The 26,718-nt window shown below is 72.5% G+C and carries 24 protein-coding genes; 5 read left to right on the top strand and 19 right to left on the bottom strand.

Translation table 11 applies throughout. From position 1 onward, the window contains the following. Positions 1 to 27 precede the first annotated feature (27 nt). The 5 genes from ACH9D3_RS01765 to ACH9D3_RS01745 all read right to left on the bottom strand — a co-directional run bounded on the left by ACH9D3_RS01765 (position 28) and on the right by ACH9D3_RS01745 (position 5,169). On the bottom strand, positions 28 to 432 hold the full coding sequence (locus tag ACH9D3_RS01765) for an aa3-type cytochrome oxidase subunit IV (protein ID WP_396409627.1): 405 nt from the start codon (positions 430 to 432) through the stop codon (positions 28 to 30). 2 nt (positions 433 to 434) lie between these two features. Further along, positions 435 to 2,147 (bottom strand): aa3-type cytochrome oxidase subunit I, encoded by a 1,713-nt coding sequence (gene ctaD / locus ACH9D3_RS01760; protein ID WP_396409626.1) that lies wholly within the window; start codon positions 2,145 to 2,147, stop codon positions 435 to 437. Between the two features lie 9 nt (positions 2,148 to 2,156). Next, complete coding sequence (gene ctaC, locus ACH9D3_RS01755) at positions 2,157 to 3,041, bottom strand: aa3-type cytochrome oxidase subunit II (protein WP_396409625.1); 885 nt, start codon at positions 3,039 to 3,041, stop codon at positions 2,157 to 2,159. A 249-nt stretch (positions 3,042 to 3,290) separates the two neighbouring features. Next, positions 3,291 to 3,662 (bottom strand): HesB/IscA family protein, encoded by a 372-nt coding sequence (locus tag ACH9D3_RS01750; RefSeq protein WP_396398165.1) that lies wholly within the window; start codon positions 3,660 to 3,662, stop codon positions 3,291 to 3,293. A gap of 85 nt (positions 3,663 to 3,747) precedes the next feature. Next, positions 3,748 to 5,169 carry a dipeptidase gene (locus tag ACH9D3_RS01745; RefSeq protein ID WP_396409624.1) on the bottom strand — a complete coding sequence of 474 codons (1,422 nt, stop codon included), beginning with the start codon at positions 5,167 to 5,169 and terminating at the stop codon, positions 3,748 to 3,750. Between the two features lie 97 nt (positions 5,170 to 5,266). Here ACH9D3_RS01745 and ACH9D3_RS01740 point away from each other — a divergent pair, with 97 nt between their 5' ends. Beyond that, on the top strand, positions 5,267 to 5,827 hold the full coding sequence (locus tag ACH9D3_RS01740) for a DUF3043 domain-containing protein (protein ID WP_396398484.1): 561 nt from the start codon (positions 5,267 to 5,269) through the stop codon (positions 5,825 to 5,827). Between the two features lie 164 nt (positions 5,828 to 5,991). On the opposite strand, the gene ACH9D3_RS01735 is transcribed toward ACH9D3_RS01740, so the two are convergent. Beyond that, positions 5,992 to 7,080 (bottom strand): quinone-dependent dihydroorotate dehydrogenase, encoded by a 1,089-nt coding sequence (locus tag ACH9D3_RS01735; RefSeq protein WP_396409623.1) that lies wholly within the window; start codon positions 7,078 to 7,080, stop codon positions 5,992 to 5,994. A 93-nt stretch (positions 7,081 to 7,173) separates the two neighbouring features. Here ACH9D3_RS01735 and ACH9D3_RS01730 point away from each other — a divergent pair, with 93 nt between their 5' ends. Further along, positions 7,174 to 8,235, top strand: coding sequence for an alpha/beta fold hydrolase (locus ACH9D3_RS01730; protein WP_396409622.1), 1,062 nt, complete (start codon positions 7,174 to 7,176; stop codon positions 8,233 to 8,235). Here ACH9D3_RS01730 and ACH9D3_RS01725 read toward each other — a convergent pair. The 8 genes from ACH9D3_RS01725 to ACH9D3_RS01690 form a co-directional block, all read right to left on the bottom strand. Further along, positions 8,187 to 8,981 carry an isoprenyl transferase gene (locus ACH9D3_RS01725; RefSeq protein ID WP_396409621.1) on the bottom strand — a complete coding sequence of 265 codons (795 nt, stop codon included), beginning with the start codon at positions 8,979 to 8,981 and terminating at the stop codon, positions 8,187 to 8,189. The genes ACH9D3_RS01730 and ACH9D3_RS01725 overlap by 49 nt on opposite strands. A gap of 2 nt (positions 8,982 to 8,983) precedes the next feature. After that, a complete protein-coding gene (recO, locus tag ACH9D3_RS01720) occupies positions 8,984 to 9,736 on the bottom strand; it encodes a DNA repair protein RecO (protein ID WP_396398160.1) in 753 nt (250 codons plus the stop codon). Positions 9,737 to 9,881: 145 nt separating this feature from the next. After that, positions 9,882 to 11,627, bottom strand: coding sequence for a 2-isopropylmalate synthase (leuA, locus tag ACH9D3_RS01715; protein WP_396398159.1), 1,746 nt, complete (start codon positions 11,625 to 11,627; stop codon positions 9,882 to 9,884). Positions 11,628 to 11,804: 177 nt separating this feature from the next. Next, positions 11,805 to 13,268 carry an LCP family glycopolymer transferase gene (locus ACH9D3_RS01710; protein ID WP_396409620.1) on the bottom strand — a complete coding sequence of 488 codons (1,464 nt, stop codon included), beginning with the start codon at positions 13,266 to 13,268 and terminating at the stop codon, positions 11,805 to 11,807. Positions 13,269 to 13,392: 124 nt separating this feature from the next. After that, positions 13,393 to 14,451, bottom strand: a complete 1,059-nt coding sequence (locus ACH9D3_RS01705; protein ID WP_396409619.1) for a GTPase — start codon at positions 14,449 to 14,451, stop codon at positions 13,393 to 13,395. Beyond that, positions 14,444 to 15,772, bottom strand: coding sequence for a CBS domain-containing protein (locus tag ACH9D3_RS01700; protein ID WP_396409628.1), 1,329 nt, complete (start codon positions 15,770 to 15,772; stop codon positions 14,444 to 14,446). Before ACH9D3_RS01700 ends, ACH9D3_RS01705 begins: the two co-directional genes overlap by 8 nt. Positions 15,773 to 15,781: 9 nt before the next feature. Next, positions 15,782 to 16,288: an rRNA maturation RNase YbeY gene (ybeY, locus tag ACH9D3_RS01695; protein WP_396398156.1), complete on the bottom strand. Its 507-nt coding sequence runs from the start codon at positions 16,286 to 16,288 to the stop codon at positions 15,782 to 15,784. Beyond that, positions 16,288 to 17,364, bottom strand: coding sequence for a PhoH family protein (locus ACH9D3_RS01690; protein WP_396398155.1), 1,077 nt, complete (start codon positions 17,362 to 17,364; stop codon positions 16,288 to 16,290). The genes ybeY and ACH9D3_RS01690 overlap by 1 nt, the downstream gene beginning before the upstream one ends. Before the next feature lie 309 nt (positions 17,365 to 17,673). Between ACH9D3_RS01690 and ACH9D3_RS01685 the strand changes: the two genes are divergently transcribed. Next, positions 17,674 to 18,600, top strand: coding sequence for a GerMN domain-containing protein (locus tag ACH9D3_RS01685; protein WP_396409618.1), 927 nt, complete (start codon positions 17,674 to 17,676; stop codon positions 18,598 to 18,600). A gap of 16 nt (positions 18,601 to 18,616) precedes the next feature. Here the strand turns inward: ACH9D3_RS01685 and ACH9D3_RS01680 are convergent, their stop codons facing one another. From ACH9D3_RS01680 to hrcA, 3 genes are all read right to left on the bottom strand, one after another. Next, positions 18,617 to 19,396: a 16S rRNA (uracil(1498)-N(3))-methyltransferase gene (locus ACH9D3_RS01680; RefSeq protein ID WP_396409617.1), complete on the bottom strand. Its 780-nt coding sequence runs from the start codon at positions 19,394 to 19,396 to the stop codon at positions 18,617 to 18,619. Beyond that, a complete protein-coding gene (gene dnaJ / locus ACH9D3_RS01675; RefSeq protein WP_396398152.1) occupies positions 19,393 to 20,544 on the bottom strand; it encodes a molecular chaperone DnaJ in 1,152 nt (383 codons plus the stop codon). The genes ACH9D3_RS01680 and dnaJ overlap by 4 nt, the downstream gene beginning before the upstream one ends. Positions 20,545 to 20,614: 70 nt before the next feature. Next, positions 20,615 to 21,622, bottom strand: a complete 1,008-nt coding sequence (gene hrcA / locus ACH9D3_RS01670; protein WP_396409616.1) for a heat-inducible transcriptional repressor HrcA — start codon at positions 21,620 to 21,622, stop codon at positions 20,615 to 20,617. Positions 21,623 to 21,797: 175 nt separating this feature from the next. Here hrcA and ACH9D3_RS01665 point away from each other — a divergent pair, with 175 nt between their 5' ends. Together ACH9D3_RS01665 and ACH9D3_RS01660 are read left to right on the top strand one after the other, a co-directional pair. Next, positions 21,798 to 22,661: a DUF3097 domain-containing protein gene (locus ACH9D3_RS01665; RefSeq protein WP_396398150.1), complete on the top strand. Its 864-nt coding sequence runs from the start codon at positions 21,798 to 21,800 to the stop codon at positions 22,659 to 22,661. A gap of 132 nt (positions 22,662 to 22,793) precedes the next feature. Further along, the gene (locus ACH9D3_RS01660; protein WP_396398149.1) at positions 22,794 to 23,258 is read left to right on the top strand and encodes a DUF4870 domain-containing protein; all 465 of its coding nucleotides are present in this window, start codon (positions 22,794 to 22,796) and stop codon (positions 23,256 to 23,258) included. A 20-nt stretch (positions 23,259 to 23,278) separates the two neighbouring features. Here ACH9D3_RS01660 and hemW read toward each other — a convergent pair whose 3' ends face one another. Together hemW and lepA are read right to left on the bottom strand one after the other, a co-directional pair. After that, positions 23,279 to 24,523: a radical SAM family heme chaperone HemW gene (hemW, locus tag ACH9D3_RS01655; protein WP_396409615.1), complete on the bottom strand. Its 1,245-nt coding sequence runs from the start codon at positions 24,521 to 24,523 to the stop codon at positions 23,279 to 23,281. After that, positions 24,523 to 26,379, bottom strand: coding sequence for a translation elongation factor 4 (lepA, locus tag ACH9D3_RS01650; protein WP_396398147.1), 1,857 nt, complete (start codon positions 26,377 to 26,379; stop codon positions 24,523 to 24,525). The genes hemW and lepA overlap by 1 nt, the downstream gene beginning before the upstream one ends. Between the last annotated feature and the right edge of the window lie 339 nt (positions 26,380 to 26,718).

Genomic DNA, 26,718 nt, shown 5'->3' with positions numbered 1-26,718 from the left:
CGCGTCGTCCGCGCGCGGCCGACCGGGTCAGTGGGCGTGGTCGCCCCGGGAGTGCTCGAAGATCAGTCCCAGCAGTCCCAGCACGGCAACGGGAACGGCCAGGCCCAGGATCCACCAGCCGATGGCCAGGGCCGTGAACGCCAGCGCGCAACCGGTGCCGAGCAGCAACGGCCACCAGCTCCACGGGGAGAAGTGACCGTACTCGCCGGCCGACTCGACGATCTCACCGTCGAGCTTGTCCTCCGGGAGGACGCCGCCGGTGTTGCGGTCCACGAGCCACAGGTAGACGGCCAGCATGAAGGACATCAGGCCCACGGCGATGAGCCCCGGGAACCCCACCAGCTCGCCGAAGCGGGTCAGGAAGCCGTAGACCACGCCGGCCGCGATGCTGAAGCCGCCCAGGATGATGAACAGTGTGATGGACAGTTTCATGCTCAGTCCTTCCGCGTGGCGATGGCGCCGTCGTCGACCGGGGACTGCTGCGGGGACTCCGCGGCCAGCTCCGGGTGGTGCAGGTCCAGTGCGGGACGCTCGGAACGGATCCGCGGCAGCGAGGTGAAGTTGTGCCGCGGCGGCGGGCAGGACGTCGCCCACTCCAGCGATCCGCCGAAGCCCCACGGGTCGTCGACCTCGACCTTCGTGCCGTTGCGCCACGTGGTGTAGACGTTCCAGAACCACGGGATCATGGACACGCCGAGCAGCATGGCGCCGACCGTGGAGATCTGGTTCATCCAGGTGAAGTTGTCCTCCGGCAGGTAGTCCGCGTAGCGGCGCGGCATGCCCTCCACACCCAGCCAGTGCTGGATCAGGAAGGTCATGTGGAAGCCGAGGAACAGCAGCCAGAAGTGGATCTTGCCGATCCGCTCGTTGAGCATCTTGCCGGTGAACTTGGGCCACCAGAAGTAGAACCCGGCGAACATGCCGAAGACCACGGTGCCGAAGATCACGTAGTGGAAGTGCGCGACCACGAAGTAGGAGTCCGAGACGTGGAAGTCCAGCGGCGGGGTGGCGAGGATGACGCCGGTGAGACCGCCGAAGAGGAAGGTGAACATGAAGCCCAGGACCCACAGCATGGGGGTCTCGAAGGTGATCGAGCCCTGCCACATGGTGCCGATCCAGTTGAAGAACTTCACCCCGGTGGGCACCGCGATCATCATGGTCATGAAGGCGAAGAAGCTCAGCATCACCGCACCGGTGACGTACATGTGGTGGGCCCACACGGTCACCGACAGGGAGGCGATGGCGATGGTCGCGAACACCAGGCCCTTGTAGCCGAACAGCGGCTTGCGGGAGAACACCGGGATGATCTCCGAGACGATGCCGAAGAACGGGAGCGCCAGGACGTACACCTCGGGGTGGCCGAAGAACCAGAACAGGTGCTGCCAGAGCACCGCTCCCCCGTTGGCCGGGTCGAAGATGTGCCCGCCCAGGGTGCGGTCCATCCCCAGCGCGAACAGCGCGGCGGCCAGCGGCGGGAAGACCATGATCACGAGCAGCGAGGTGATGAGCGCGTTCCAGGTGAACAGGCCCATCCGCCACACGGTCATGCCGGGGGCGCGCATCGCGATGATCGTGGTGATGAAGTTGACGCCGCCCATGATCGTGCCGAAGCCGGACAGCGCCAGACCGAAGACCCAGAGGTCACCGCCGGCCCCCGGCGAGAACGACGAGTTGCTCAGCGGCGTGTAGGCGAACCAGCCGAAGGAGGCCGCGCCCTGCGGGGTGAGGAAGCCGGCGGTCGCGATCAGGGACCCGAACAGGAAGAACCAGAAGGCCAGGGCGTTGAGCCGCGGGAACGCGACGTCGGGGGCCCCGATCTGCAGCGGGACGATGACGTTGGCGAAGCCGACGAACAGCGGGGTGCCGAACATCAGCAGCATCAGCGTGCCGTGCATGGTGAAGAGCTGGTTGTACTGCTCCTTGGTCTCCAGGATCTGCATGCCCGGCTCGAACAGCTCGGCGCGGATCAGGAGTGCCATGACGCCGGCGATGCAGAAGAAGGCGAAGGAGGAGATCAGGTACATGTACCCGATCGTCTTGTGGTCGGTGGACGTGATCCAACTGACGACCATCCGTCCTTTGGACCGGGGCACCACGCGCGGAGCGGCAGTGGCTGCCTCGTCCCGTGAATACTCGAGTGTGGACACCGGCACTCCTTAGTTGTCGAAGGATTCTACGGGCAGGACGTCGTCCGCGCCCGGGTAGGAGTCGCGGCTGTACTCCTCGCCCAGGGCGCCGGTCTGACCGGCGTCCCGCAGTGACTGGATGTGGGCGTCGTACTCGGCCTGGCTCACCACGTTGACGTTGAAGAGCATCTCCGAGTGGTACTCGCCGCAGAACTCGGCGCACTTGCCGAAGTACGAGCCCTCGCGGCCCGTGGTGATGTTGATGTTGTTGGTGCGTCCCGGGAACATGTCCGCCTTCTCGAGGAACGCGGGGACCCAGAAGGAGTGGATGACGTCGCGGGAGGTGACCTGCAGCGAGACTGCGCTGTCGACGGGCAGGTACAGGGTCGGCACCCGTTCCGGGACACCCTCCTCGCCGTCCAGGTGACCCTGGATGCCGGTGTCCCAGACGTCGTCGCTCAGGTAGTTGAAGTCCCAGGCCCACTGCTTGCCGTAGACCTGCACGGTCACGTCGGGGTCGTTGTGCGGTTCGATGATCTCGGCCTGCGTGCGCTCGGTGAAGAAGAAGAGGGACATGATCAGGGCGATCGGGACGATCGTGTAGAAGACCTCGAGCGGCGCGTGGTAGGCGACCTGCCGCGGATAGCCGGTCTCGTTCTTGCGGCGGCGGTAGGCGATCATGCACCAGAGCATCAGACCCCAGGTCACCAGTCCCACGACGAGGGCGGCGATCCAGGACCCGATCCACAGGTCGAGGATCAGGTCCGCGTTGTCGGTGGTGCCACGCTCGGTGGGCATCCACCCGAGCTTCGCCTCTTCCGCGCAGCCCGTCAGCGCTGCTGCTGCCAGGACTGCTACCGCAGACACCTTCGCCGTGCGGCGCCGGAGGCTGTCGGTTCGTGTGTGCGAACTCACAGACGGCCCTTCCTCTTCTTCTCGTGCTCGTCGCCTGCGCGCCGGGGGCCCCGATTCCGCGAGCCCGGACACCGTCAGGTGGAATGTTTCCCTCCGAGCTTACCCCGTGTCGCTGACATCTGGTGACACAGTGTCAGCTTCCGCGCGGCGCTCACCGGCACGTCCGCGACCGGTTCCCGGGCGCCGGCCGGAACGCCGAGAGGCCCGCCGTCCGGACGGACGGCGGGCCTCTCGGGGGCACCGGCGGGGTCAGTGGAAGGAGTCACCGCAGGCGCAGGATCCCCCGGCGTTGGGGTTGTCGATGGAGAACCCCTGCTTGGAGATGGTGTCCTCGAAGTCGACGGTCGAGCCCTCGAGGTAGGGCACGCTCATCTTGTCCACGACGACCTCGACGCCGCCGAAGTCGCGCACGGAGTCGCCGTCCAGAATGCGCTCGTCGAAGTACAGCTGGTAGATGAGGCCGGAGCAGCCGCCGGGCTGCACCGCCACGCGCAGCCGGAGGTCGGTGCGGCCCTCCTGCTCGAGCAGGGCGCGGACCTTCTGGGACGCGACATCGGTCAGGTTGACGCCGTGGGTCGGGAGGCCGTCCACTGCGGCGTCGTTGTCGGTCGTGACGCTCATGATGCTCACTTTCTGTGGAGGGGTACCGCACGGAGTCGGGCCGGCGGCGGGTCTACCAGGGGGCACAACGGTTGGGCGCTCCGGTTCATTCCCGGCACGACCCGGTGTGGAGGGCGGTGCCGTCGAGGGCGAGCAGCATGAGCGTCTCGGCCAGCACGGCCCGCTCGAACTCCGCCAGGTGGAGGGACTCGTTGGCGCTGTGCGCCCTGGAGTCGGGGTCCTCGACGCCCGTGATGAGGATGGCGGCGTCCGGGTACACCTCCGTCAGGTCGGCGGTGAAGGGGATGGAGCCGCCGATGCCGGTCTCCACGGCGGGGCGGCCCCACGACTCCCCCAGCGCCCACCGGGCGATCCGGGCGGCTGCGGAGCCCATGTCGGTGCGGAAGGACTGCCCGGTCTCCTCCAGCTCGAAGTGCACGTGCGCCCCGAACGGCGTGTGGGCCTCGACGTGGCGCCGCAGCGCCTCCGCGGCGTCGTCGGGGTCCTGTCCGGGGGCCGTGCGCAGACTGAGCTTCGCGCGTGCGGACGGCGCGATGGTGTTGGAGGCGACGTCCACGGGTGTCACGTCCATGCCGGTCACGGACAGGGCGGGCTGGGTCCACAGGCGGGAGGCGATCGAGCCGCGGCCGGCCAGCCGGACCCCGTCCGCGACCGCGGCGTCCGCCCGGAACCTCTCCGCGTCGTAGACGAGCTCGGTGCTGTCCTCGGCGAGCAGCCCGGCGACGGCGACGGCGCCGTCCTCGTCGTGCAGCGTGGCGATGAGGCGGGCCAGCAGCGTGGGAGCGTCCAGGACCGGTCCGCCGTACATGCCCGAGTGCACGGCGTGCTCGAGCACGGACAGCTCCACCACGGCGCCCACCATGCCCCGCAGGCTCGTGGTCAGCGCGGGCACGCCGACCTCCCAGTTGGAGGAGTCCGCGATGACGATGACGTCGGCGGCCAGCCGGTCCCGGTGGACCTGCAGGAAGTCCCGGAAGGACGGGGAACCGGCTTCCTCCTCCCCCTCGACGAAGACGGTCACCCCGAGCCCGAGATCGTCCCCCAGCAGGGCGGTCGCGGCGCGCAGCGCCCCGACGTGGGCCATGATCCCGGCCTTGTCGTCGGCCGCGCCCCGGCCGTAGAGGCGGCCGTCGCGCTCCTGTGCGGCGAACGGCTCGGAGTCCCACAGCTCGCGCCGGCCCGGGGGCTGGACGTCGTGGTGGGCGTACAGCAGGACGGTGGGGTGCCCGGGCGCCGGCCGCCGGTGGGCCACGACGGCCGGATGGCCGGGCCCGTCCCCCAGCGGCACGCGCAGGACCTGCACGTCGTCGAACCCCGCGCCGGAGAGGACCCCGGCCACGGCCTCCGCGCTGCGCTCGAGCTGCGCGGGGTCGAAGGACTCCCAGGCGATGCCCGGGATCGCGACCAGCTCGACGAGCTGCTCGACGGTCCTCGGCATGTCCGCGCGCACGGCGGCGCGCACGACGTCAATGGGAACGGGAACGGTCGGTGCGCAGGGCTCGGTCACGGGGTCCACCCTACGTCCGGGGACCGGCAGGTCCGTCGGCTATCCTTGACGGGTGTTTGGACGCAAGAAGGACGCAGACCGCGCAGGCTCCACGTCGGTGACCGCCGCGCCCCCTCCGACCGACCCGGTGCCCGCCCCGCGGCAGACGCCGGGCAAGGGCCGGCCGACCCCCAGCCGCCGGCAGCAGGAGGCGGCCCGGCGCCGACCGCTGGTGCCGGCGGACCGCAAGGCGGCGAAGGCCCAGTCCCGTGACGCCGCGCGCGAGCAGCGGCTGCGGGCGCAGGCCGGCATGGCCGCCGGGGACGAGCGGTTCCTCGGCCCCCGGGACCGGGGCCCGCAGCGCCGGTTCGCACGCGACTGGGTCGACTCCCGCTTCAACCTCGGCGAGTACCTGATGGTCGTGGCGCTGCTGGCGCTCGTCATCCTGTTCTTCCCCGTCCAGGAGGTCGCCGCCTACGGTGTCTACCTCATCTGGGCCCTGATGATCGCCGGCATCGTGGACGCCACCCTCTCGACGGCCCGCATGAAGAAGGCGATGCAGGCGAAGTTCGGGACCGTCGAGCGCGGCGTCCGGTGGTACGCCGCCATGCGCTCCTTCACGATGCGCCGCCTCCGGCTCCCCAAGCCCCGGGTCGCGCGCGGTGAGCGCCCCTCCTGACCGCCCGCGGGGCGCCCGCGCCCGCGACGGACGCACGACCCGCTCCTGCGCGCACTGCCCCCGACCCGCCGGTCGGGGGCAGTGCCGTGTCCGCACCGTGCCGCCGCGTCAGCGTCCGGCCGCCGCGTCCGTGCGGGGAGCGCCGCGGCAGCGCCGGGTGCACCTCACCGGTGCCGGGCTCGTCGTGCCCGTGCCAGGCCACGGTTGATGCGGTCGGCCCAGAAGGGACCCTCGTAGAGGAAACCGGTGTAGCCCTGGACGAGCGTGGCTCCGGCGTCGAGACGCTGCTGCACGTCCTCCGCCGTGGTCACGCCTCCTACGGAGACGAGAACCAGCCGGTCCCCCGCGCGCTCGCGCAGCAGCCGCAGCACCTCGAGGGAGCGCCGTCGCAGCGGTGCGCCGGAGAGCCCCCCGGCACCGAGCGCCTCGACCTCGGACGGCTCCGCGACCAGTCCCAGCCCGTCGCGGGCGATCGTGGTGTTGGTGGCCACGATGCCGTCCAGACCCAGGTCGAGGGCGAGGTCCGCGACCGCCAGCACGTCCTCGTCGGACAGGTCGGGCGCGATCTTCACGAGCAGGGGGACGTGCCGGTCCGCGGCCTCGTCGGCCGTGCTGCCCACGGCGCGGAGGAGCGGCCGCAGGCTCTCGATCTCCTGCAGCTGGCGCAGCCCCGGCGTGTTGGGCGAGGACACGTTGACCACGAGGTAGTCCGCCAGCGGGGCGAGGGCCCGGGCGCTCTGCCGGTAGTCGTCCACCGCGTCCTCCAGCGGCACCGCCTTGGTCTTGCCGATGTTGACGCCGACCACGGGCCGGGCACGGCCGCGGTGGTCCGCCTCGAGCGCGCGGCGGGCCTGCGCGAGACGCGGTGCGACGGCGGCGGCACCGTCGTTGTTGAAGCCCATCCGGTTGACCACGGCCCGGTCCCCGACGAGCCGGAACAGCCGGGGCCGGGGATTGCCCGGCTGCGCCTGTGCGGTCACGGTGCCGATCTCGACGTGGCCGAAGCCGAGGTCGGTGAGGGCGCCGATCCCCTCCGCGCCCTTGTCGAAGCCGGCCGCCAGCCCGAACGGCGACGGGAACCGCAGGCCCAGGGCCGTCACCTGGAGGGCGGGGTCGGGGCGGGTGCGCGCCCGCAGGGCCGCGCTCAGGCGCACGGCGCGCGCGGTCCGGATGCCCAGGAAGCCGATCCGGTGGGCCCTCTCCGGGTCCATCCGGGAGAAGACGGCCGTGAAGAACATAGGGTAGAAGCGCATGGTCCCAGTCTTCCACAGGGCACTCCTCCGACCCGGCGGTCGCGGAGGGGCTCCCGGGCCTCCGTCCCGACGACCGTCCTCGGAAGGTGAGGGATGAGCGCATCCGCGGACCCGTGGGTCCCCGACGTCCTGGGGCCCGGCTTCCGTGCGCGGACGGTGGACCTCGGACCGGGCTCCGCGCCGCACGACACCGCCACGGTGGTCCGGTTCCGGCCGGGCGACGTCCCGCCCGCACCGGGCCGTCCCCGCGGCGGGGTGCTGTACCTGCACGGCTGGTCCGACTACTTCTTCAACGCGGAGCTCGCCCGGACCTGCGACGCCGCGGGGTACGCGTTCTACGCCCTGGACCTGCACGGCTACGGCCGCAACCTCACCGAGCAGGTGCTCGCCGAGGAGGACGGCCGTCCGGGGCACACCACGGACCTCGCGGACTACGACGACGACATCGCGGCCGCGTTCGGGCTGATGGCGGAGGACGGGGTGCCCGGCCCGGACGGCAGGCTCGTGCTGATGGGGCACTCCACCGGGGGGCTCACCGCCGCGATGTGGGCCTCGCGGCACCCCGACCGGCTCGATGGCCTAGCGCTCAACGCCCCCTGGATCGGCACGCACGGGTCCGACGCCGTGGGCGCCGCGCTGCGTCCCCTGGTGGCCAGGCTCGCGGAGCAGCGACCGGACCACCCCGTGCCGGCCCGGCTGCGCAGCCATTACTACCGGGTCATCAGCGAGCACGCGGAGGGCGAGTGGCCGATCGATCCGCGGTGGCGCCCGGAGACCAGCTTCGACATCACCCCGGGCTGGCTCAACGCCGTGCTTCAGGCTCAGGGTGAGGTTGCCGAGGGGTTGAACCTTCACCTTCCAGTGCTGGTCCAGACCTCTGCTCGCTCCTGCATCCGGCCGTGGTGGAGCGAGGCCATGCGGTCCGCCGACACGGTGCTGGACGTCCGGCAGATCCGCCGGCACGCGTCGGACCTGGGGACCGACGTGACGCTGCGTTCCTACGAGGGGGCGGTCCACGACGTCCACCTCTCGCGGAAGGCCGTGCGGCGGGCGGCGCAGCGGGACCTCGTGGCCTGGCTGCGGGGCCTGGAACGGCGCCGGCGACCTCAGGCGGACACGCCGGGGCCGGCGACGCGGTCGACGGCGCCGCCGTAGCGCCGGTCCCGCCGCGCGTAGACCTCGACGGCCTCCCACAGGGTCCGGCGGTCGACGTCCGGCCACAGGACGTCCTGGAAGACGAGCTCGGCATAGGCGGACTGCCAGAGGAGGAAGTTCGAGATCCGCTGCTCCCCGGACGAGCGCAGGAAGAGGTCGACGTCCGGCAGGTCCGGCTCGTCGAGGTAGCGCTGGACGGTCTTCTCGTCGATGCTGCGGGGATTGAGCGTCCCCGCCCGGGCGTCGGCGGCCATGGCCGCCGCGGCGTCGGCGATCTCGGCCCGCCCTCCGTAGTTGACGCACATGGTGAGGGTGACGACGTCGTTGTCGCGCGTCGCCCGCTCCGCCTCCTCGAGACGGTGGATGACCGATCGCCACAGGCGGGGCTTGCGGCCGGCCCAGCGGATCCGGATGCCCCACTCCTGGAAGGTCGGCAGCTGGCGCTCCATGACGTCGGCGGTGTAGTTCATCAGGAACGTCACCTCGTCGAGGGAGCGCTTCCAGTTCTCGGTCGAGAAGGCGTAGGCGCTGACGTACGGGATGCCCATGCCGATGGCCCCGGCCATGACCTCGATCAGGGCGGCCTCGCCCGCCTTGTGGCCCTCGTTGCGCGGCAGGCCGCGCAGATTGGCCCAGCGCCCGTTCCCGTCCATGACCACGGCCACGTGCCGGGGCACGAACTGCCGCGGGATCGGCGGGGCGGTGGCGCCGCTGGGGTGCGGGGGCGGGGCGGCAAAGCCGGGCATGGTCAGCTCCGTTCCACGAGGTTCAGGGACCGGACGGCCCTCTCCAGGTGCCACTGTACGTACGACGCCACGATTCCGGCGGCGGCCCGGCCCGCACGCGGTTCCGCGGCGTCGATGCGCTCCCAGTCGCCGGTCAGCAGGGCGGAGAGGTGCGCGAGGGTGGCGGGATCGGGGGCCGCGGCACCGGGCGGCCGGCAGCCGGGGCAGACGACGCCGCCGAGGGGGGCCGCGAACGCCTCGTGCGGCCCGGGTGCGCCGCACCGGGCGCAGTCGGTGAAGCTCGGCGCCCAGCCGGCCGTGGACACGGCGCGCAGCAGGTAGGAGTCCAGCACGGCCCCCGGTTCGTGCAGGCCGCGGGCCAGTGCGGAGAGGGCCCCGACGAGCAGCCGGTACTGCTGGGCGGCGGACTCGTCGTCGTTCTCCGTGAACTTCTCCGCGGCCTCGGCCATGGCGGCCGCCGCCGTGTACTTGGCGTAGTCCGCGGCGATGACCGACCCGTAGCCGCGTCTGCCCAGGGCCTGGGAGACGATGTCGAGGTTGCGCCCGGTGACCAGCTGCAGCTCGGCGACGTTGAACGGCTCGAGCCGGGATCCGAAGCGGGAGGTCGTGCGCCGCACGCCCTTCGCGACGGCCCGCACCTGGCCGTGGTCACGGGTGAGCAGGACGACGATCCGGTCGGCCTCGCCGAGCTTGTAGGTGCGCAGCACGACGGCGTCGTCCCGATAGCTGCGAGATGCGAACGTCGTCCTGGCCACCGGCTCATTGTCCCACGCCCGGCCGACGGTGCAGGCGGACCGTGCAGGCGGACCGTGCCGGCGGTGGGGCCGGCCGGGACGACGACGGCGGGCCGCCCCTGGTCCGGGACGGCCCGCCGTGCCATGGCACCGGTGGGGGGCGGGATCAGTCCTGGGCGTCCCGCACGGCCCGGTTGACGGCCGACACGACCGCCTTCAAGGAGGCGCGGGTCGTGTTCGCGTCGATGCCGACGCCCCACAGCACCCGGTCCCCCACGGCGGCCTCGACGTAGCTCGCCGCCTGGGCGTCGCCGCCGGCCGAGAGCGCGTGCTCGCTGTAGTCGAGGACGCGCACGTCCTCGCCCTCCGCCGCGAAGACCGCGAGCAGCGCCTCGATGGGGCCGTTGCCCTGCGCCGTGCGGTGGTGCTGCGTGCCGTCGACGTCCAGGCCGATCTCGAGGGTGGTCTCCCCGTCCTCCTCGGACGTCGTGGTGATGTTGGTGATCCGGTACCGGCCCCAGCGTCCGGCGTCCCCGTCCTGGACGGTGGGCAGGTACTCGTCCGCGAACACCTTCCACAGCTCCCCGCCGGAGACCTCCCCGCCCGAGGTGTCGGTGTGCTCCTGCACCACGCGGGAGAACTCGATCTGGGCCCGCCGCGGCAGGTCCAGTCCGTGCTCGCTGGCGAGCAGGTAGGCCACGCCGCCCTTGCCCGACTGCGAGTTGACGCGGATGACGGCCTCGTAGGTGCGGCCCAGGTCCTTGGGGTCGATGGGCAGGTACGGCACGGCCCACACCAGCTCGTCGACGCTCCTGCCCTGGTCCTGCGCGTCCCGCGCCATCCGGTCGAAGCCCTTCTTGATGGCGTCCTGGTGGGAGCCGGAGAAGGCCGTGAACACGAGGTCCCCGCCGTAGGGGGCGCGCTCGGGGACGGGCAGCTGGTTGCAGTACTCGACCGTGCGGCGGATCTCGTCGATGTCGGAGAAGTCGATCTGCGGGTCCACGCCCTGGGTCAGCAGGTTCAGCCCCAGGGTCACGAGGTCCACGTTGCCGGTCCGCTCCCCGTTGCCGAACAGGCAGCCCTCGATGCGGTCGGCCCCGGCGAGGTAGCCCAGCTCCGCGGCGGCCACACCGGTGCCGCGGTCGTTGTGCGGGTGGAGGGACACGACGGTGGCGTCGCGGTTGTAGAGGTTGCGGCACATCCACTCGATGGAGTCCGCGTAGACGTTGGGGGTGGCCATCTCGACGGTCGCGGGCAGGTTGAGGATCATCTCGCGGTCCCCGCCGATCTCGAAGGTCTCGGCCACGGCGTTGGAGATGCGGGCGGCGAACTCGAGCTCCGTGCCCGTGTAGGACTCCGGGGAGTACTCGTAGGTCACGGAGGTGCGCTTCAGCTGCTCCTCGTACTTCATGCACGTGCGCGCCCCGGTGAGGGCGATGTCCACGATCCCGTCCATGTCCTGGTCGAAGACCACGCGCCGCTGCAGGGCGGAGGTCGCGTTGTAGAGGTGGACGATCGCCTTGTCGGCGCCGTCGATGGCCTCGTAGGTGCGCTCGATGAGGTGCTCGCGGGACTGCGTCAGGACCTGGATCGTGACGTCGTCGGGGATCCGGTCCTCCTCGATGAGGCGGCGCACGAAGTCGAAGTCGGTCTGGGAGGCCGAGGGGAAGCCGACCTCGACCTCCTTGTAGCCCATCCGGACGAGCAGCTCGAACATCCGGAGCTTACGGTCGCCGTTCATGGGATCGATCAGCGCCTGGTTGCCGTCGCGGAGGTCCACCGCGCACCAGCGGGGCGCCTGGGTGATGACCCTGTCCGGCCAGGTGCGGTCGGGCAGGTCGACGGGGAACTGCTGCTGGTACGGGACGTACTTGTGGATCGGCATGCCGGAGGGCTGCTGCTGGTTGCGCATGGGGTGGGCCTGTTCTGCTCGAGACGTCTGCGGGTGGCCGGGCATCAGGAACTCCGCAACGGGAGGCCGGCCATCCGACGACGGGTCAGGCCCCGTTGCGGCACGTAAGGAGGAGGAACGTCCCAGTCCGCATGCGACCAACGTACCACGGGGCCGTCGGCGCGCCGGGTCGGGTGCTCACCAGTCCCCCGCCGCCTGCTGGCACGTGTACTGCTCGGCGGTCTGCCCGTTGAGCTGCCCGGGCAGCACCGGCCCGAGGTCGAGACGCTGCCCCTCGCGGAAGTCCCGGCCCACCGAGACGTACACCCCCACGACGTCGGTGGTGGGCACGATCTGCGACGAGGGCACGCCCAGCACCTCGGCGACGTCGAGGGCCGAGTCGTACCAGCCCGTGCCGAAGAAGACCTGCGTGCCGGGCAGCACGGTGTCCTGGGGCCCGGAGCCGACGGCGGTGTAGCCCTCGTCCTCGAGCACGTCGGCGATCTCGTCGTCCCGGTCGGCCACGCCCGAGGCGTTGGCGACCGTGAGCGGGACCGAGGCGGGGTCGACCGACGGGGTCGGGTCGGGGTCGACCGGGGGCGTGCTCCCGGAGGGGCCGTCCGTGGGCTCCGGGGACAGCGACGTGAGCGACCGGTCCTCGCGCAGCGCCTCGAAGAGGTCCTCGGCCGGCTCCTCGTCGAGCTGGAGGCGGTTCGGGTCCAGGTCGTAGGGCTCCGTGGGCACGGTGACGAAGACCATGCTGCCGAGGTCGATGCCCCGCAGGGCCGTGGCGAGGCCGACCACCGTCGGCACCGAGCCCAGCCCGTCGTCGACGTGCAGGTTGCGAGTGGCGACGTCGGCGATCTCGTACAGCCTGGGGAGGTCCGTCAGCGTCCCCTCCTCCTTGATCTTGCGGGCCAGGGACGCGAGGAACGACTGCTGGGAACGGATCCGGCTCCTGTCCCCGCCGTCCCCGAAGGCGGCGCGGCTGCGCAGGAACGCCAGCGCCTGCTCCCCCTCCACGGAGGACACGCCCGCGGGCAGGTCCAGGCCCGACTTCGGGTCGTCGACCGCTTCGTTGACGCACACCTCGACGCCCCCCACGGTCGAGGACAGCTCCTTGACGGCGTTGAAGTCGGCGAGCATGAAGTGGTCGATGCTGAGACCGGTCATCCGGTTCACGGTCGCGACCGTGCAGCCGGGCCCGCCGTTGGCGATCGCCGAGTTGAGGAGCGCGTCCTGCTGCGCGGGGTGCACCTCACCGCTCTCCGGGTCCGTGCAGCGCGGGATGTCGGCCACCAGGTCGCGCGGGAGGGACACCACGGTCACGTCGCTGCGGTCCTCGTTCACGTGCACCAGCATCATCACGTCGGTCAGCCCGGCACCCGAGCTGTCCTCGTCGTCCCCGTACCGCTCGTTGCCCTGCCCATCGCGGGTGTCCGTGCCCATGACGAGGACGTCCAGCGGACCGTCCTCGGGCCCGGCCCCACCGCCGAGGTCGAGGGGGGAGGTGTCGAGGTTCGACTGGAGCCGCCACGTCGCGGCCACTCCCGCACCGAGGACCGCGAGCAGCACGACGACCAGCACCAGGGCGGCCCAGCGCTTCCGGGACCAGCGGCGGGCGCGTGGGCGCCCGGGGGCGTCGGGGAGCGGTGTGGACACGGTGATCTTCTCCTGGGACGGCCCCGCGCGCGAGGCCCGGTATCGGGGGGAACGGCGCCCGGCCGGGGCTCCGGTTGCCATGGTAGCCGCCCGCCGGGCGGCTCGGGCGGCAGGGCCCGGCGGGTCAGAAGCCGAGGCGGGACAGCTGCTTGGGGTCGCGCTGCCACTCCTTGGCGATCTTCACGTGCAGGTCGAGGTAGACCTTCGTGCCGAGCAGGGCCTCGATGGCGGTGCGGGACCGGGTGCCGATCTCCCGCAGCCGCGAGCCGCCCTTGCCGATGATGATGGCCTTCTGCGACGACCGCTCGACGTAGACGTTGACGCGCACGTCGAGCAGCGGACGGTCGGCGGGGCGTCCCTCGCGGGGCACCATCTCCTCGACGACGACGGCGAGGGAGTGCGGCAGCTCGTCCCGCACCCCTTCCAGGGCCGCCTCCCGGACGAGCTCGGCGACCATCGTCATCTCGGGCTCGTCCGTCAGTTCGCCGTCCGGGTACAGCGCGGGGGACTCCGGCATCCGGCCCACGAGCAGCCGGGCGAGGGCCTCGACCTGGAAGCCGTCGACGGCCGAGACGGGGATGACGTCGGCCCAGCCCGGGTCGTCGGCGTCCGGCGCGGGCGCGGTGCCCGTCCCGGCGCGGTGGCGGGGCTTGCGGGCCGCCCGCTCCGCGCGCTCGGCACGCACCTGGTGCTCGGCCGCCATCACGGTGCGCCCGAGCTCGGTCACCGCGAGCAGCTGCTCGGTGAGCGCGGCCCGCGGAACGGTGTCCGTCTTGGTCACGATCGCCACGACCGGCTTGTTCCCGGACGCCGCCAGCTGCTGGGCGATGAACCGGTCGCCGGGACCGATCTTCTCGTCGGCCGGCACGCAGAAGCCGATGACGTCCACCTCGGAGAGGGTGTCCGCGACGAGGTCGTTGAGCCGCTGGCCGAGCAGGGTGCGCGGCCGGTGCAGGCCCGGCGTGTCCACGAGCACGAGCTGGCCCTCGGGCCGGTGCACGATGCCGCGGATGGTGTGCCGCGTGGTCTGCGGCCGGCTCGACGTGATCGCGACCTTCTGCCCGACCAGCGCGTTGGTGAGCGTGGACTTCCCCGCGTTGGGGCGTCCGACGAGCACGGCGAAACCGGCACGGAACGGGATGTGCTTTCCGGCGGGGGCGTCGGCGGGGGTGGGCTCAGACATGGTGGTGGGACTCCTCCTCGGACGGCAGTGCGGCGGGCTCCACGGCGGTGGAGCCCGGGGGGACCCAGTCGGGGTCGCGGTGGACCTCGAGCTGGCCCACCCGGTTGCGCCGGCCCTCCAGGGTGACGGCCTCGAGGACGATGCCCTCCACGGTGGCGCGGGAGCCCACGATGGGCACCCTGCCGATGCTCTTGGCGAGCAGCCCGCCGGCCGTGTCCACCTCGTCGTCCTCGAGGTCGACGCCGAACAGGTCGCCCAGGTCCTCGACCCCCAGGCGGGCCGAGACGCGGTACCGGCCGTCGCCGAGGTCGGCGACCTCGGGCTTCTCCCGGTCGTACTCGTCGACGATCTCCCCGAGCAGCTCCTCGATGAGGTCCTCCAGGGTCACGAGACCGGCGGTGCCGCCGTACTCGTCGACGACGACTGCCACGTGGATCGACTCGAGCTGCATCTCGCGCAGCAGCTCGTTGACCTTCTTCGACTCGGGCACGTAGCGGACCTCCCGGGCGAGCTCGGAGAGTCCGCCGACGAGGCGTTCCGTGCCCAGGCGGTGCACCCGTTCCGCCACGTCCTTCTGGTAGAGGATCCCCAGGACGTCGTCGGCGCTCTCGCCGATCACCGGGATGCGGGAGTAGCCGGACCGGAAGAACAGGTTCAGCGCGTTGTCCACGGTGTCGTCGTCGTCGACGGAGACCATGTCGGTGCGGGGCACCATGACGGCCCGGACGTTCGTGTCGTCGAGGTCGAAGACCGAGTGCAGCAGCTCCGCCTCGTTGTCCTCGATCAGGTCCCGGTCCGTGGAGCGGTCCACGAACTCGAGCAGCTCCTCCTCGGTCAGGAAGCCGGGCGCGGTCCGCCCCGGGTCCCGGGCGACGGACGAGCCCAGGCGCACGAGGAGACCGGGGACGGGGCCCAGGACCGTGCGCAGCACGCGCACGAGGCCGGCGGTGGCCCGCACGGTGCCCGCGGCGTTCCCGCGGCCCACCTGCCGGGGTGAGACCCCGGTGAGGACGAAGCCGACCGCGGCCATGACCACGGTGGCCAGGAGGCCGGCGAGCCAGACGTCGTCGAGCCCGTGGAACATCGCGAGGGCGACGGCCACGGCGGAGGCCGTCTCGAACCACACGCTCCAGAAGCGCAGGGCCTGCAGGTGGGCGGTGGGCGTCGCCAGGATCCTGGCGGCCGCCGAGCCCGGGTCGTCCCGGACGATCGCCTCCGCGTCCGCACGCGGGAGGTAGGTGAGGCCGGTCTCGGCCGCCGTGAGCACGAAGGCCGTGCCCAGGAACACGATCGCCGCGACGACCAGCACCACGGTGGTCAGCACGGGGCCCTACTCCATGGTCTCGACCGGCGCGGGCCGGCCGAGGAAGTCGGTGAGCAGGTCCCGCTGGAGGGCGAACATGACCTGTCTCTCCTCGGGCTCGGCGTGGTCGTGGCCGAGCAGGTGGAGGATGCCGTGCGTGGTGAGCAGGCACAGCTCGTCCTCGACCGGGTGCCCGGCGGCCTCCGCCTGGCGCCGTGCCACCGGGGGGCACAGCACGATGTCGCCCAGCGTGCCCTCGGCCGGGGCCTCCGGCGTGCCCGGGCGCAGCTCGTCCATCGGGAAGGACAGCACGTCCGTGGGCCCCGGAAGGTCCATCCACTCGACGTGCAGGCGGGCCATCTCCTCCTCGTCGACGACCGCGATCGAGAGCTCCGCGTCGGGGTGCACGTGCAACCGCTCGAGGACGTGGTCGGCGAGCCTGCTCAGCAGGTCGACGTCGACCGCCCGGTAGGCCGCGCGCTCCTCCGCGGGGACGTCCTGGGGGTCGACCTGGAGGTCGAACTCGACGGCCATCAGGCCTCCGCCCCGTCCTGGGCGGGCCCGGACGGTGCGGCGGTGCGGGCGTCCTCCTTGCGCCGGCGCCGCTCGTTGCGGTGCCGGTTGGTGGTGTCGAAGGCGTCGTAGGCGCTGACGATCCGGCTCACCAGCTCGTGGCGCACCACGTCCTCCGCGGTCATCTCCGTGAACGCGACGTCCGCGACGCCGCCGAGCACGTGCTGCACCTGGCGCAGGCCGGAGGACGTGCTGCCCGGCAGGTCCACCTGGGTGACGTCACCGGTCACGACCATCCGGGAGCCGAACCCGAGCCGGGTGAGGAACATCTTCATCTGCTCCGGCGTGGTGTTCTGCGCCTCGTCGAGGATGATGAACGCGTCGTTGAGGGTGCGTCCGCGCATGTACGCGAGGGGGGCCACCTCGATCGTGCCCGCCTCCATGAGGCGGGGGATCGAGTCCGGGTCCATCATGTCGTGCAGGGCGTCGTAGAGCGGGCGCAGATAGGGGTCGATCTTCTCGCTGAGGGTCCCGGGGAGGAAGCCGAGGCGCTCCCCCGCCTCCACGGCCGGGCGCGTGAGGATGATCCGGGAGACCTCCTTCGCCTGCAGCGCCTGGACGGCCTTGGCCATGGCGAGGTAGGTCTTGCCCGTGCCGGCCGGGCCGATGCCGAAGACCACCGTGTGCTCGTCGATGGCGTCGACGTAGGCCTTCTGGTGCAGGGTCTTGGGGCGGATCTTGCGGCCGCGGCTGGAGAGGATGTTCTGGGTCAGCGCACCGCTGGGGCGGGCGGTCAGGTCCCGGCCGATCAGCTCGAGCAGCTGGGTGATGACCTGGGGGGTGATCGGGGTCTCGCGGCCCGCCAGGACCTTGAGCTCGTCGAAGAGCGTGGCCACGATCCGCACGGGTCCGCCCGGTCCCTCGATGCCGAGCTCGAGACCGCGCGGGCTGGTCGCCAGACCGGGAAAGGCCGTCTCCACCTGGCGCAGGGTGTCGTCCCCGGACCCGAGGCAGCGGACCATCGTCTCGCGGTCGGGGAAGGTGATGACGGTGCGTGCCGTCAGTGGGTGCGTGGTGCCGGGCAGCGTCTCAGTCATGGGTCCGGCCCGTCGGGCCGTGCTCTCGCTCTCTTCGTGGATGGCCGCGGACGGTGCGCCGGTCGGCGCTGCGGGCGCCCGCGGCGGGTCTCGTCCTTCCTCCAGGGTACCGTGCGCGCGCAGCGCGGGAGCGCGCGGGACGCACATTCCGATTTGGTATCGGTCACCGCGAGCAGGGCTCCCGGGCTGGGGACGCCCCCGGCCGCTGTGCTGGAATGGTCCGGTCCTCCGGCAGGGGGACAGGTGCGGCTCCCCCAGGCCGGCACCGGCACCCCCCATACCCCGGAAAGCCGAGGTGCGCGTCGCCCCATGGCCACCCCCGTCCCCCGGCAGGCTCCTGCCCGCGGCAGGTCCTGCGTGCTCGGGCTGTCCGCGGCCTGCCTCCTGGCGCTCGGCGCGTGCGGCACGGGCGCGGACCAGGTCCTCGACGGACCGGTCCCCGCGTCCAGCGCGGCGCCGGCCACGCCCACCACCACGAGCACGGACGACGGGGGCGTGGCCACCACGAAGCTGCCCGTGTACTGGGTGGGGGACGCCGACGGCGAGGAGCGCCTGTTCCGCGAGTTCCGGGACCCCGACGAGGCGATGCCGGCCGTGGACCCCATCTCCGCGGCCGCGACGCTGATGACCGCCTCGACCCCCGACGACCCCGACTACCGGACGCTCTGGTCCCCGGTGGACCAGGTCGGCAGCGCCACCTCCTCGGACGGGACCATCACCGTGGACCTGCCGTCCGAGGCGTTCCGCTCGGACCTGGACGACCGCGAGGCCGACCTGGCGCTCCAGCAGCTCGCGCACACCGTGACCGCCGCCGCGGACACGGCGGGCCTGCTCCCCCGGGGCACGGCGGCCGAGGTGGTGGTCCTCGTGGACGGCCGGCCCGACGAGGAGGTCTTCGGATCCGTCCGGCTCGACGCTCCGCTCCGGGCCGAGGAGCGGGCCGAGGCCCCCGTCTGGCTCGTCGAACCGCGGCAGGACACGCGGCCCGCGGGGGCCCTCACCATCGCGGGGCGGGCCCTGGACGGTGTCCGCGACCACCGGTGGAGCGTGGCCGGGCCGGACGGTCGGACGGTGTCGGGCGGTGCGGCGACGGTCGACGAGCGGGGCGACGGGAGCACCGGCTTCCGGGCGGAGGTCGAGCTGGAGCCCGGGGAGTACGTGGTCACCGTCCTCGGCCGGGACGCCGACGGCAGGACGGTGCGCGACGACAAGGACGTGGAGATCCTGCCCCGCTGAGCCGGCCGGTGCGGGCTCAGCGGGGTCCGTCGGCCCAGCGGCCGAGACCGGCGCTGAGCACCGCCAGCGCGGCCGGGCCCGCCGTGGAGCTGCGCAGCACCTCGGGACCCAGCCGGAGCGTGCGGGCCCCGGCGGCGGCCAGGATGTCGAGCTCCGCGGGAGCGATGCCCCCCTCGGGGCCGACGACGAGGACGATCCGGTCCGATCCGTCCCACGGGGCCCCGGCGCGGCCCGCCCGGTCGGCGAGGGACTCCCGGGCCTCCTCGTGCAGGACCAGCCCCCGGGTCCCCGGCTCCCCGAGCAGCCGGGCGAGGTCGCGGGTGGTGTGCAGGGGCAGGACCTCGGGCCAGGTCGCGCGCCGTGACTGCTTCGCGGCGGCCGCGACGGTGTGGACCCACTTCTCGTGGCTCTTCGCGGCGCGCTCCTTCTTCCACCGCACGATCGAGCGGTCGGCCTGCCAGGGCACCACGGCGTCGACGCCGAGCTCGGTGGCGGTCTCCACGGCCAGCAGGTCCCGGTCCCCCTTCGCGAGGGCCTGGGCCAGGACGAGCCGGGGCCGGCGGGCCGGCTCGCTGGTCACCGCCGTGACGGCGACCTCCATGCCGTCCCCGTCCCCCGTGCGCAGCTCGCCGGCGACCCGGGTCCCCGCCCCGTCGACGAGCTCGAGCCGCTCGCCCGGCGCGAGCCGGCGCACCGTGACGGCGTGCCGGGCCTCGGGGCCGGTGACGGTGAGCACCGAACCGGGCCCGAGGCCGGCCAGCCGGCCCGGCTCGACCTTGAAGACCGGCAGGCTCACAGGTCGGAGAACCTGTCCTTGAGCCGGGAGAAGAAGCCGCCGGATCCGGCCGGGGAGTTCAGGGTCGTGCCGGTGGACTGGTCCTCGCCGCGCAGCCGGGACAGCTGCTCGAGCAGCTCGCGCTGCTCGTCGTCGAGCTCCGTGGGCGTCTCGACCTCGAGGTGGACGTACAGCTCGCCCCGCCCGCCGCCGCGCAGCCGGGTGGTGCCGAGGTCGTGCAGGGTCACGGTGTGGCCGGTCTGCGTCCCGGGGGCCACGGACACCTCGCGCTCCCCGTCGAAGGTCTCGAGGGTCACGGTGGTCCCCAGCGCGGCCGAGGTCATGGGCACCCGGACCCGGGCGTGCAGGTCGTCGCCCTGGCGCTCGAAGGTCGGGTCGGGGTCGACCTTGAGCTCGACGTAGAGGTCGCCGTTCGGTCCGCCCGCGGTCCCGGCCTCGCCCTGTCCCGAGAGACGGATGCGGTTGCCGGTCGAGACGCCCGCGGGGATCTTGACGGTCAGCGGACGGCGGTCGCGCACGCGTCCCTCGCCGTAGCACTCGTGGCACGGGTGCTTGATCACGGTGCCGAACCCCTGGCAGGTGGCGCACGGGGCGGCCGTGACCACGGTGCCGAGGATCGACTGGACCTGGCGCTGGACCTGGCCGGATCCGTGGCAGACCTCGCAGGTCTCGGGCCGGGTGCCCGGCTGGCAGCAGGTGCCGTCGCACGTGGGGCAGACCACGGCCGTGTCCACGGTGATCTTCTTCTCGGTGCCGAAGACGGCGTCCTTGAGGGAGACCCGGACGTTGATCAGCGCGTCCTGGCCCTGGCGGGTGCGGGAGGCGGGGCCCCGGCGCCCGGAGCCGGCCCCGCCGGCCCCCTGGAAGAACGTGTCGAAGATGTCCGCGAAGCCGAAGCCCGTGCCCGGGAAGCCCCCGCCGAAACCGGTGTCGGTGCCGTTCTCGTTGCCGGTGGCGTCGTAGACGCGCCGCTTCTCGGGGTCGGAGAGGACGTCGTTGGCGTGGGAGATGCGCTTGAAGTCCTCGGCGGCCTCCGGGCTGGGGTTGACGTCGGGGTGCAGCTTGCGGGCCTTCCTGCGGTAGGCCTTCTTGATCTCTTCCTGGCTGGCGTCCCGGGACAAGCCCAGGGTCTCGTAGTGATCGCTCACCGTGGTCCGTTCTGTCGAAAGGTCTGTTGGGAGTTCTGCGGCGGGCTCCGGGGGCGGGGCCCGCGAGGGCTCAGCCCTCGAGGATACGGGAGAGGTAGCGGGCGACCGCGCGCACGGCGGCCATCGTGGACGGGTAGTCCATCCGCATGGGTCCCACGACCCCCACCTTGGACTGCGGTCCGTAGCCGGTGGCGACGACCGCGGCCTCCGAGAGCGGCCCCTCGGCGTTCTCGGTGCCGATCCGCACGGCCACCCCACGGGCGTCCTGCTCCATCTCGGAGAGCAGCCGGAGCATCACCACCTGCTCCTCGAGGGCCTCGAGGACCGGTCCGATGCTCAGGTGGAAGTCCCCGGTGGCACGGGCGAGGTTGGCGGTGCCGGCCATGACCAGCCGGTGCTCGGCCCCGCCCGCGGCGAGGGCGCCGACGGCCTCCCCCACGGCCACGGCGGCCGGCCGGAGCTGCGGGGAGATGCCGGCGGCCATCGCCGCGAGGGCGTCCGGCACCGCGGTCAGGGGGCGTCCCACGACCGCGGCCAGCACCCGGGCGCGCAGCTCGAGCAGCAGGCTCTCGTCGAGCGGGGCCCGCAGCGCGACCGCGCGCTGGGCCACCCGCCCGTTGGTGGGGATGAGGACCACGAGCACCCCGCCGCCGCCGAGGTCCACGACCTCGACGTGGCGCACGGTGACCCCCGAGGCGTGCGGGTACTGCACGACCGCGACCTGCTGGGTGAGCTGCGCGAGCAGGCGCACGGTGCGCTCCATGACGTCGTCGATGTCCGCGGCGTCGTCGAGCAGTCGCTGGATGGCCCGCCGCTCCGGTCCCGACAGCGGCTTGACGGCCGCGATCTGGTCCACGAACGTGCGGTAGCCCTTGTCGGTGGGGATCCGGCCCGAGCTGGTGTGCGGGGCCGCGATCAGCCCCTCGTCCTCGAGCACGGCCATGTCGTTGCGCACGGTGGCCGAGGAGACCCCGAGGCGGTGCCGGTCCACGAGCGCCTTGGAGCCCACGGGCTCACGGAAGTGGACGTAGTCCTCCACGATGGCCTGCAGGATCTGCAGTCGTCTCGGATGGTTCACGGTCCTCCTCCCGGTTCGTCCTCGCCGTCCGGCCCCTGGCACTCGGGCCGCGACAGTGCTAGCGCGGTCCAGTGTAGCCCCCGTGTCCGACGGGCGGTCCGCCGCCCGCGGTTTGGTACGCTTCCGGCTGATCCGTGCCGGGGACGCACGGCGCACGCGACCCGGGAGGACGACCATGAGCGACTACGGCTGGGGGCCGCGGAGCCTCGACGACGACGCCCTCGCCCGCCGCCGGCCGGTCTCCGCCGAGGTCCCGGTCGCCCCGGGGATGCTCCTGGAGGACGTCACGACGGGGTGGGTGGGGGCCGTGGTGTCCCTGGAGACCATCGGGGGGATGCGGGTGCTGGGCCTCGAGGACCGCAGGGGCCGGGTCAAGGCCTTCCCGCTCGGGCCGGGCTTCCTGCTGGAGGGCGAGCCCGTGGTGGTCGTCGAGCCGCGACGGGCACCGGCCGGGCGGAAGCCGTCGCGCACGCGGTCGGGCTCGGTGGCCGTCGAGGGGCTGCGGGCGAGCACGGCGAAGGCCTCCCGGGTCTGGGTCGAGGGCTACCACGACGCGGAGCTGGTGGCCAAGGTGTGGGGCCACGACCTGGCGGTCGAGGGCATCGTCGTCGAGCCGCTGCACGGGATCGACGACCTCCCCGCGGCCGTGCGGGAGTTCGCGCCGGGTCCCGGACGGAGGCTCGGGATCCTCGTGGACCACCTCGTGGCGGGCTCCAAGGAGTCCCGGATCGCGGCGGAGGCCCTGCGCGTGCCCGGCGCGGCCGGCAACGTCCTCGTGCTGGGCCACCCCTACGTCGACATCTGGCAGGCGGTCAAGCCCCGCACGCTCGGCTTCGAGGCGTGGCCCGTGGTCCCGCGGGGCACCGACTGGAAGACCGGCACCGCCGCCGCCCTCGGGTGGCCGCACCGCAGCCCCGGGGACCTGGGGCGGGCCTGGCAGCACATCCTCGCCCGCGTGGACAGCTACGCCGACCTCGAGCCGTCCCTGCTGGGCCGTGTCGAGGAGCTCATCGACTTCCTCACCGCTCCGGGGGCCTGACCCGGCCGGGCTCGCGTCACACAGGCACACGTGCGGGGGGCGCGCTCCCCCGCCGCCGGGACCGGTCGGTAGGATGGGGGTACACCACCCACCGGCCGCGGCACCGCCGCGGCCCACCGCCGAAGGACGTCCGTGCCCGTGCAGACCGACCCCCGATCGAGCCGCGAGAACGCCGAGGCCCCGTTCGAGGGCCTCTCCCCCGCGGCCCAGCCGCTGAGCGTCACCGAGGACCACCAGTGGGCGACCCTGGCGCACTTCGGCGGTGTCGTCGGCTTCGTCCCGTCGTTCCTCGTCCACCGGGTCTTCCGCGGCCGGGGACGGTTCACCGAGCAGGAGTCGATGGAGGCCATGAACTTCACCCTGCTGCCCACCCTCGTGGTGGTGGCGGGGATCCTGCTCGCACCGGTGCCGTTCATCGGGTGGATCTTCGCCCTGGCCGCCGCCGCCGCGTGGTTGCTGCTCGCGGTCGGCTCCCTGATCGGGGGGATCCGGGTGAACCGCGGGGAGCCGCACCTCTACCGCTTCAACGCCCGCCTCTACGACCGGATCACCGACCGTCTCCGCGAACGGGCCCGGGAGCGCGCCGCACGCGGCTGAGGCCTCCGCCCGGACCCCGGTCAGGCGAGCAGCCGGCGCACCACGGCGTCGCCCAGGAGCCGCCCCCGCAGGGTCAGGACCACGGCTCCCCGCAGCGCCGCGGCGGGGTCCACCAGGCCGTCGGCGATGAGCCCGGCGACCGCGGTGCGCCCGTCGCCGGACAGCGCGGCCGTGGGCAGTCCGTCGCTGATGCGGGCCTGGAGCATCACGCGCTCGAGGTGCCGGGTGTCCGCGTCGAGGATCTCGCGCCCGGCCGCCGGCGACTCCTGGGCGCGCACCCGGTTGGTGTAGGGCACGGGGTGCTTGAGGTTCCACCAGCGCGTCCCGCCCACGTGCGAGTGCGCGCCGGGGCCGATCCCCCACCAGTCCTGGTTGTGCCAGTACGCGAGGTTGTGCCGGCTGCGGTGGGCGCGGGCGTCGGCACCGCCGGCGGGCCGGGACCAGTTGCTCACCTCGTACCACTCGAAGCCGGCCTCTCCGAGGAGGCGGTCCGCGAGCTCGTACTTGTCGGCCTGGTCGTCCTCGTCGACGGGCGGGACCTCCCCGCGCCGCATCCGCGCCGCGAGCTTCGTGCCGTCCTCGATGATCAGCGAGTACGCGGAGACGTGGTCGGGCTCGTAGCCCACGGCCGTGCGCACCGAGTGCTCCCAGTCGGCGAGGGACTCCCCCGGGGTGCCGTGGATGAGGTCCACGCTGACGCCCAGACCGGCCTCGCGCGCCCACCGCACGGCGCGCGGGACGTTGTCCGGGTCGTGGGTGCGGTCCAGGACCGCGAGCACGTGCGGGACGGCCGACTGCATGCCGAAGGACACCCGGGTCACCCCGGCCTCCGCGAGCACGGCCAGGGACCGGGGGGTCACCGAGTCCGGGTTGGCCTCCGTGGTCACCTCGGCGCCCTCGACCAGGCCGAAGCTCGCCCGCGCCTGCGCCAGGATCGCGGCCAGGTCCTCCGCGGGCAGCAGCGTGGGGGTGCCGCCGCCGAAGAACACGGTGTGCAGGGGGCGCGGCGCCACCCCCGAGTCCGCCAGCACCCCCCGCGCCCAGCGGACCTCCGCCGCGGCGTCCCCGGCGTAGGCGTCCTGGGACACCCCGGGGCCGAGCTCCACGGCCGTGTAGGTGTTGAAGTCGCAGTACCCGCACCGGACCGCGCAGAACGGCACGTGCACGTAGAGGCTCAGGGTGCGGTCGGCGGATCCCTCCGCCGCGGAGGCCGGCAGCAGGCCGTCGAGCGGGCCGGGCAGGCCGTCCGGCTGTGCGGGGGCCACTACTTCTTCTTGTCCTTCGTCCCGGCGTCGTCGGAGGACAGCGCCGCGACGAACGCCTCCTGGGGGACCTCCACGCGGCCCACCATCTTCATCCGCTTCTTGCCCTCCTTCTGCTTCTCGAGCAGCTTGCGCTTGCGCGAGATGTCGCCGCCGTAGCACTTGGAGAGCACGTCCTTGCGGATCGCCCGGATGTTCTCGCGCGCGATCACCCGGGAGCCGATGGCCGCCTGGATGGGGACCTCGAACTGCTGGCGCGGGATGAGCTCGCGCAGCTTGCCGGTCATCATCACGCCGTAGGAGTAGGCCTTGTCCCGGTGGGTGATGGCGCTGAAGGCGTCGACCGGCTCCCCCTGCAGCAGGATGTCCACCTTGACGAGGTCGGAGGCCTCCTCGCCCTCGGCCTTCCAGTCCAGGGACGCGTAGCCCTTGGTGCGCGACTTCAGCTGGTCGAAGAAGTCGAAGACGATCTCGGCCAGGGGCAGCCGGTAGCGCAGCTCCACCCGGTCCTCGGAGAGGTAGTCCATGCCCTTGAGCTGACCGCGCTTGGACTGGCACAGCTCCATGATCGCGCCGATGAACTCGGAGGGCGCCAGCACCGTGGCGGCGACCATGGGCTCGCGGATTTCGGCGATCTTCCCCTCGGGGAACTCGGAGGGGTTCGTGACCTCGCGCTCGGAGCGGTCCTCGAGGGTCACGTTGTAGCTCACGGAGGGCGCCGTGGCGATCAGGTCGAGGTCGAACTCCCGCTCGAGGCGCTCCCGGACGATCTCGAGGTGGAGCAGGCCCAGGAAGCCGCAGCGGAACCCGAAGCCCAGGGCCGCGGAGTTCTCGGGCTCGTACACCAGGGCGGCGTCGTTGAGCTGGAGCTTGTCCAGGGCGTCGCGCAGGACCGGGTAGTCGGAGCCGTCGATCGGGAACAGCCCCGAGAAGACCATGGGCTTGGGGTCCTCGTAGCCGCCCAGGTTCTCGGCGGCCGGCCGCTGGTGGTTGGTCACGGTGTCGCCCACGCGGGACTGCCGCACGTCCTTGACGCCGGTGATGAGGTAGCCCACCTCGCCCACGCCCAGGCCCTCCGTGGGCTTCGGCTCGGGCGAGATCACCCCGATCTCCAGCAGCTCGTGCTGCGCGCCGGTGGACATCATCCTGATCCGCTCGCGCGGGACGAGCCTGCCGTCGACCACCCGGATGTAGGTGACCACCCCGCGGTAGGTGTCGTACACGGAGTCGAAGATCATGGCCCGCGACGGCGCGTCCTCCCGGCCGACGGGCGGCGGGACCAGCTCGACGATGCGGTCCAGGAGCGCCTCCACGCCCTCGCCGGTCTTCCCCGAGACCCGCAGCACGTCCTCGGGCTCCACGCCGATGAGGTTGGCCAGCTCCTGGGCGTACTTGTCCGGCTGCGCCGAGGGGAGGTCGATCTTGTTCAGCACGGGGATGATCGTCAGGTCGTTCTCCATGGCCAGGTAGAGGTTGGCCAGGGTCTGCGCCTCGATGCCCTGCGCGGCGTCCACCAGGAGCAGGGCCCCCTCGCACGCCGCCAGGGACCGGGAGACCTCGTAGGTGAAGTCCACGTGCCCGGGCGTGTCGATCATGTTGAGCGCGAAGTCCGTGCCCGTCACGTTCCAGGGCATGCGCACCGCCTGGGACTTGATGGTGATCCCGCGCTCGCGCTCGATGTCCATCCGGTCCAGGTACTGCGCCTTCATCTCCCGCGGGGTGACCACCCCGGTGGCCTGCAGCATCCGGTCCGCGAGCGTGGACTTCCCGTGGTCGATGTGGGCGATGATGCAGAAGTTGCGGAGGATCGACGGGTCGGTCGAGGCGGGAACCGGGGCGTTGACGGCCAGCGGGGACACGGGCGGTCCTTTCTCCGGGAGATCGTCGCTTCCGGCAGGTCCTGGGGTACCGGCGGGAGGATGGCGCCGGGGATTCAACTGTCCAGTTTCCCACGTTTGGGCATGGGGAGCCATTTCTCCCCGCGGGGCACGACGACGCCGGGGCGGTGGCACGGCCGGCCGCCGTCGCTCCCCGGCCCGGCCATGGATCGCGGCGCCCGGCCGCGTGCCCTCGGCGTCCGGCGGCCGGGCGGGATCTGCTAGACTGTCCTGCTGTGTGTCCGCGCTGGTCGTCGGGCACTGCAGGGCGGTCGCCACACGGGCGTCCCCACTCCCACTCAGTCATCTGGCTGTCCTGTT

This window comes from Kocuria kalidii, assembly GCF_044462225.1.
Classification (GTDB): domain Bacteria; phylum Actinomycetota; class Actinomycetes; order Actinomycetales; family Micrococcaceae; genus Kocuria; species Kocuria kalidii.
The sequence above is the reverse complement of the archived record's forward strand: the minus strand, read 5'-3'. Positions and strand labels throughout refer to the sequence as shown.

What these genes read in the sequence shown, in the direction of transcription:
- ACH9D3_RS01690 (WP_396398155.1), bottom strand. Translation starts at nt 17,364, where the DNA reads ATGACTGAGACGCTGCCCGGCACCACGCACCCACTGACGGCACGCACC.
- ACH9D3_RS01765 (WP_396409627.1), bottom strand. Translation starts at nt 432, where the DNA reads ATGAAACTGTCCATCACACTGTTCATCATCCTGGGCGGCTTCAGCATC.
- ACH9D3_RS01665 (WP_396398150.1), top strand. Translation starts at nt 21,798, where the DNA reads ATGAGCGACTACGGCTGGGGGCCGCGGAGCCTCGACGACGACGCCCTC.
- ACH9D3_RS01735 (WP_396409623.1), bottom strand. Translation starts at nt 7,080, where the DNA reads ATGCGCTTCTACCCTATGTTCTTCACGGCCGTCTTCTCCCGGATGGAC.
- leuA (WP_396398159.1), bottom strand. Translation starts at nt 11,627, where the DNA reads ATGCGCAACCAGCAGCAGCCCTCCGGCATGCCGATCCACAAGTACGTC.
- ACH9D3_RS01705 (WP_396409619.1), bottom strand. Translation starts at nt 14,451, where the DNA reads ATGTCTGAGCCCACCCCCGCCGACGCCCCCGCCGGAAAGCACATCCCG.
- ACH9D3_RS01730 (WP_396409622.1), top strand. Translation starts at nt 7,174, where the DNA reads ATGAGCGCATCCGCGGACCCGTGGGTCCCCGACGTCCTGGGGCCCGGC.
- ACH9D3_RS01685 (WP_396409618.1), top strand. Translation starts at nt 17,674, where the DNA reads ATGGCCACCCCCGTCCCCCGGCAGGCTCCTGCCCGCGGCAGGTCCTGC.
- ACH9D3_RS01750 (WP_396398165.1), bottom strand. Translation starts at nt 3,662, where the DNA reads ATGAGCGTCACGACCGACAACGACGCCGCAGTGGACGGCCTCCCGACC.
- ybeY (WP_396398156.1), bottom strand. Translation starts at nt 16,288, where the DNA reads ATGGCCGTCGAGTTCGACCTCCAGGTCGACCCCCAGGACGTCCCCGCG.
- ACH9D3_RS01725 (WP_396409621.1), bottom strand. Translation starts at nt 8,981, where the DNA reads ATGCCCGGCTTTGCCGCCCCGCCCCCGCACCCCAGCGGCGCCACCGCC.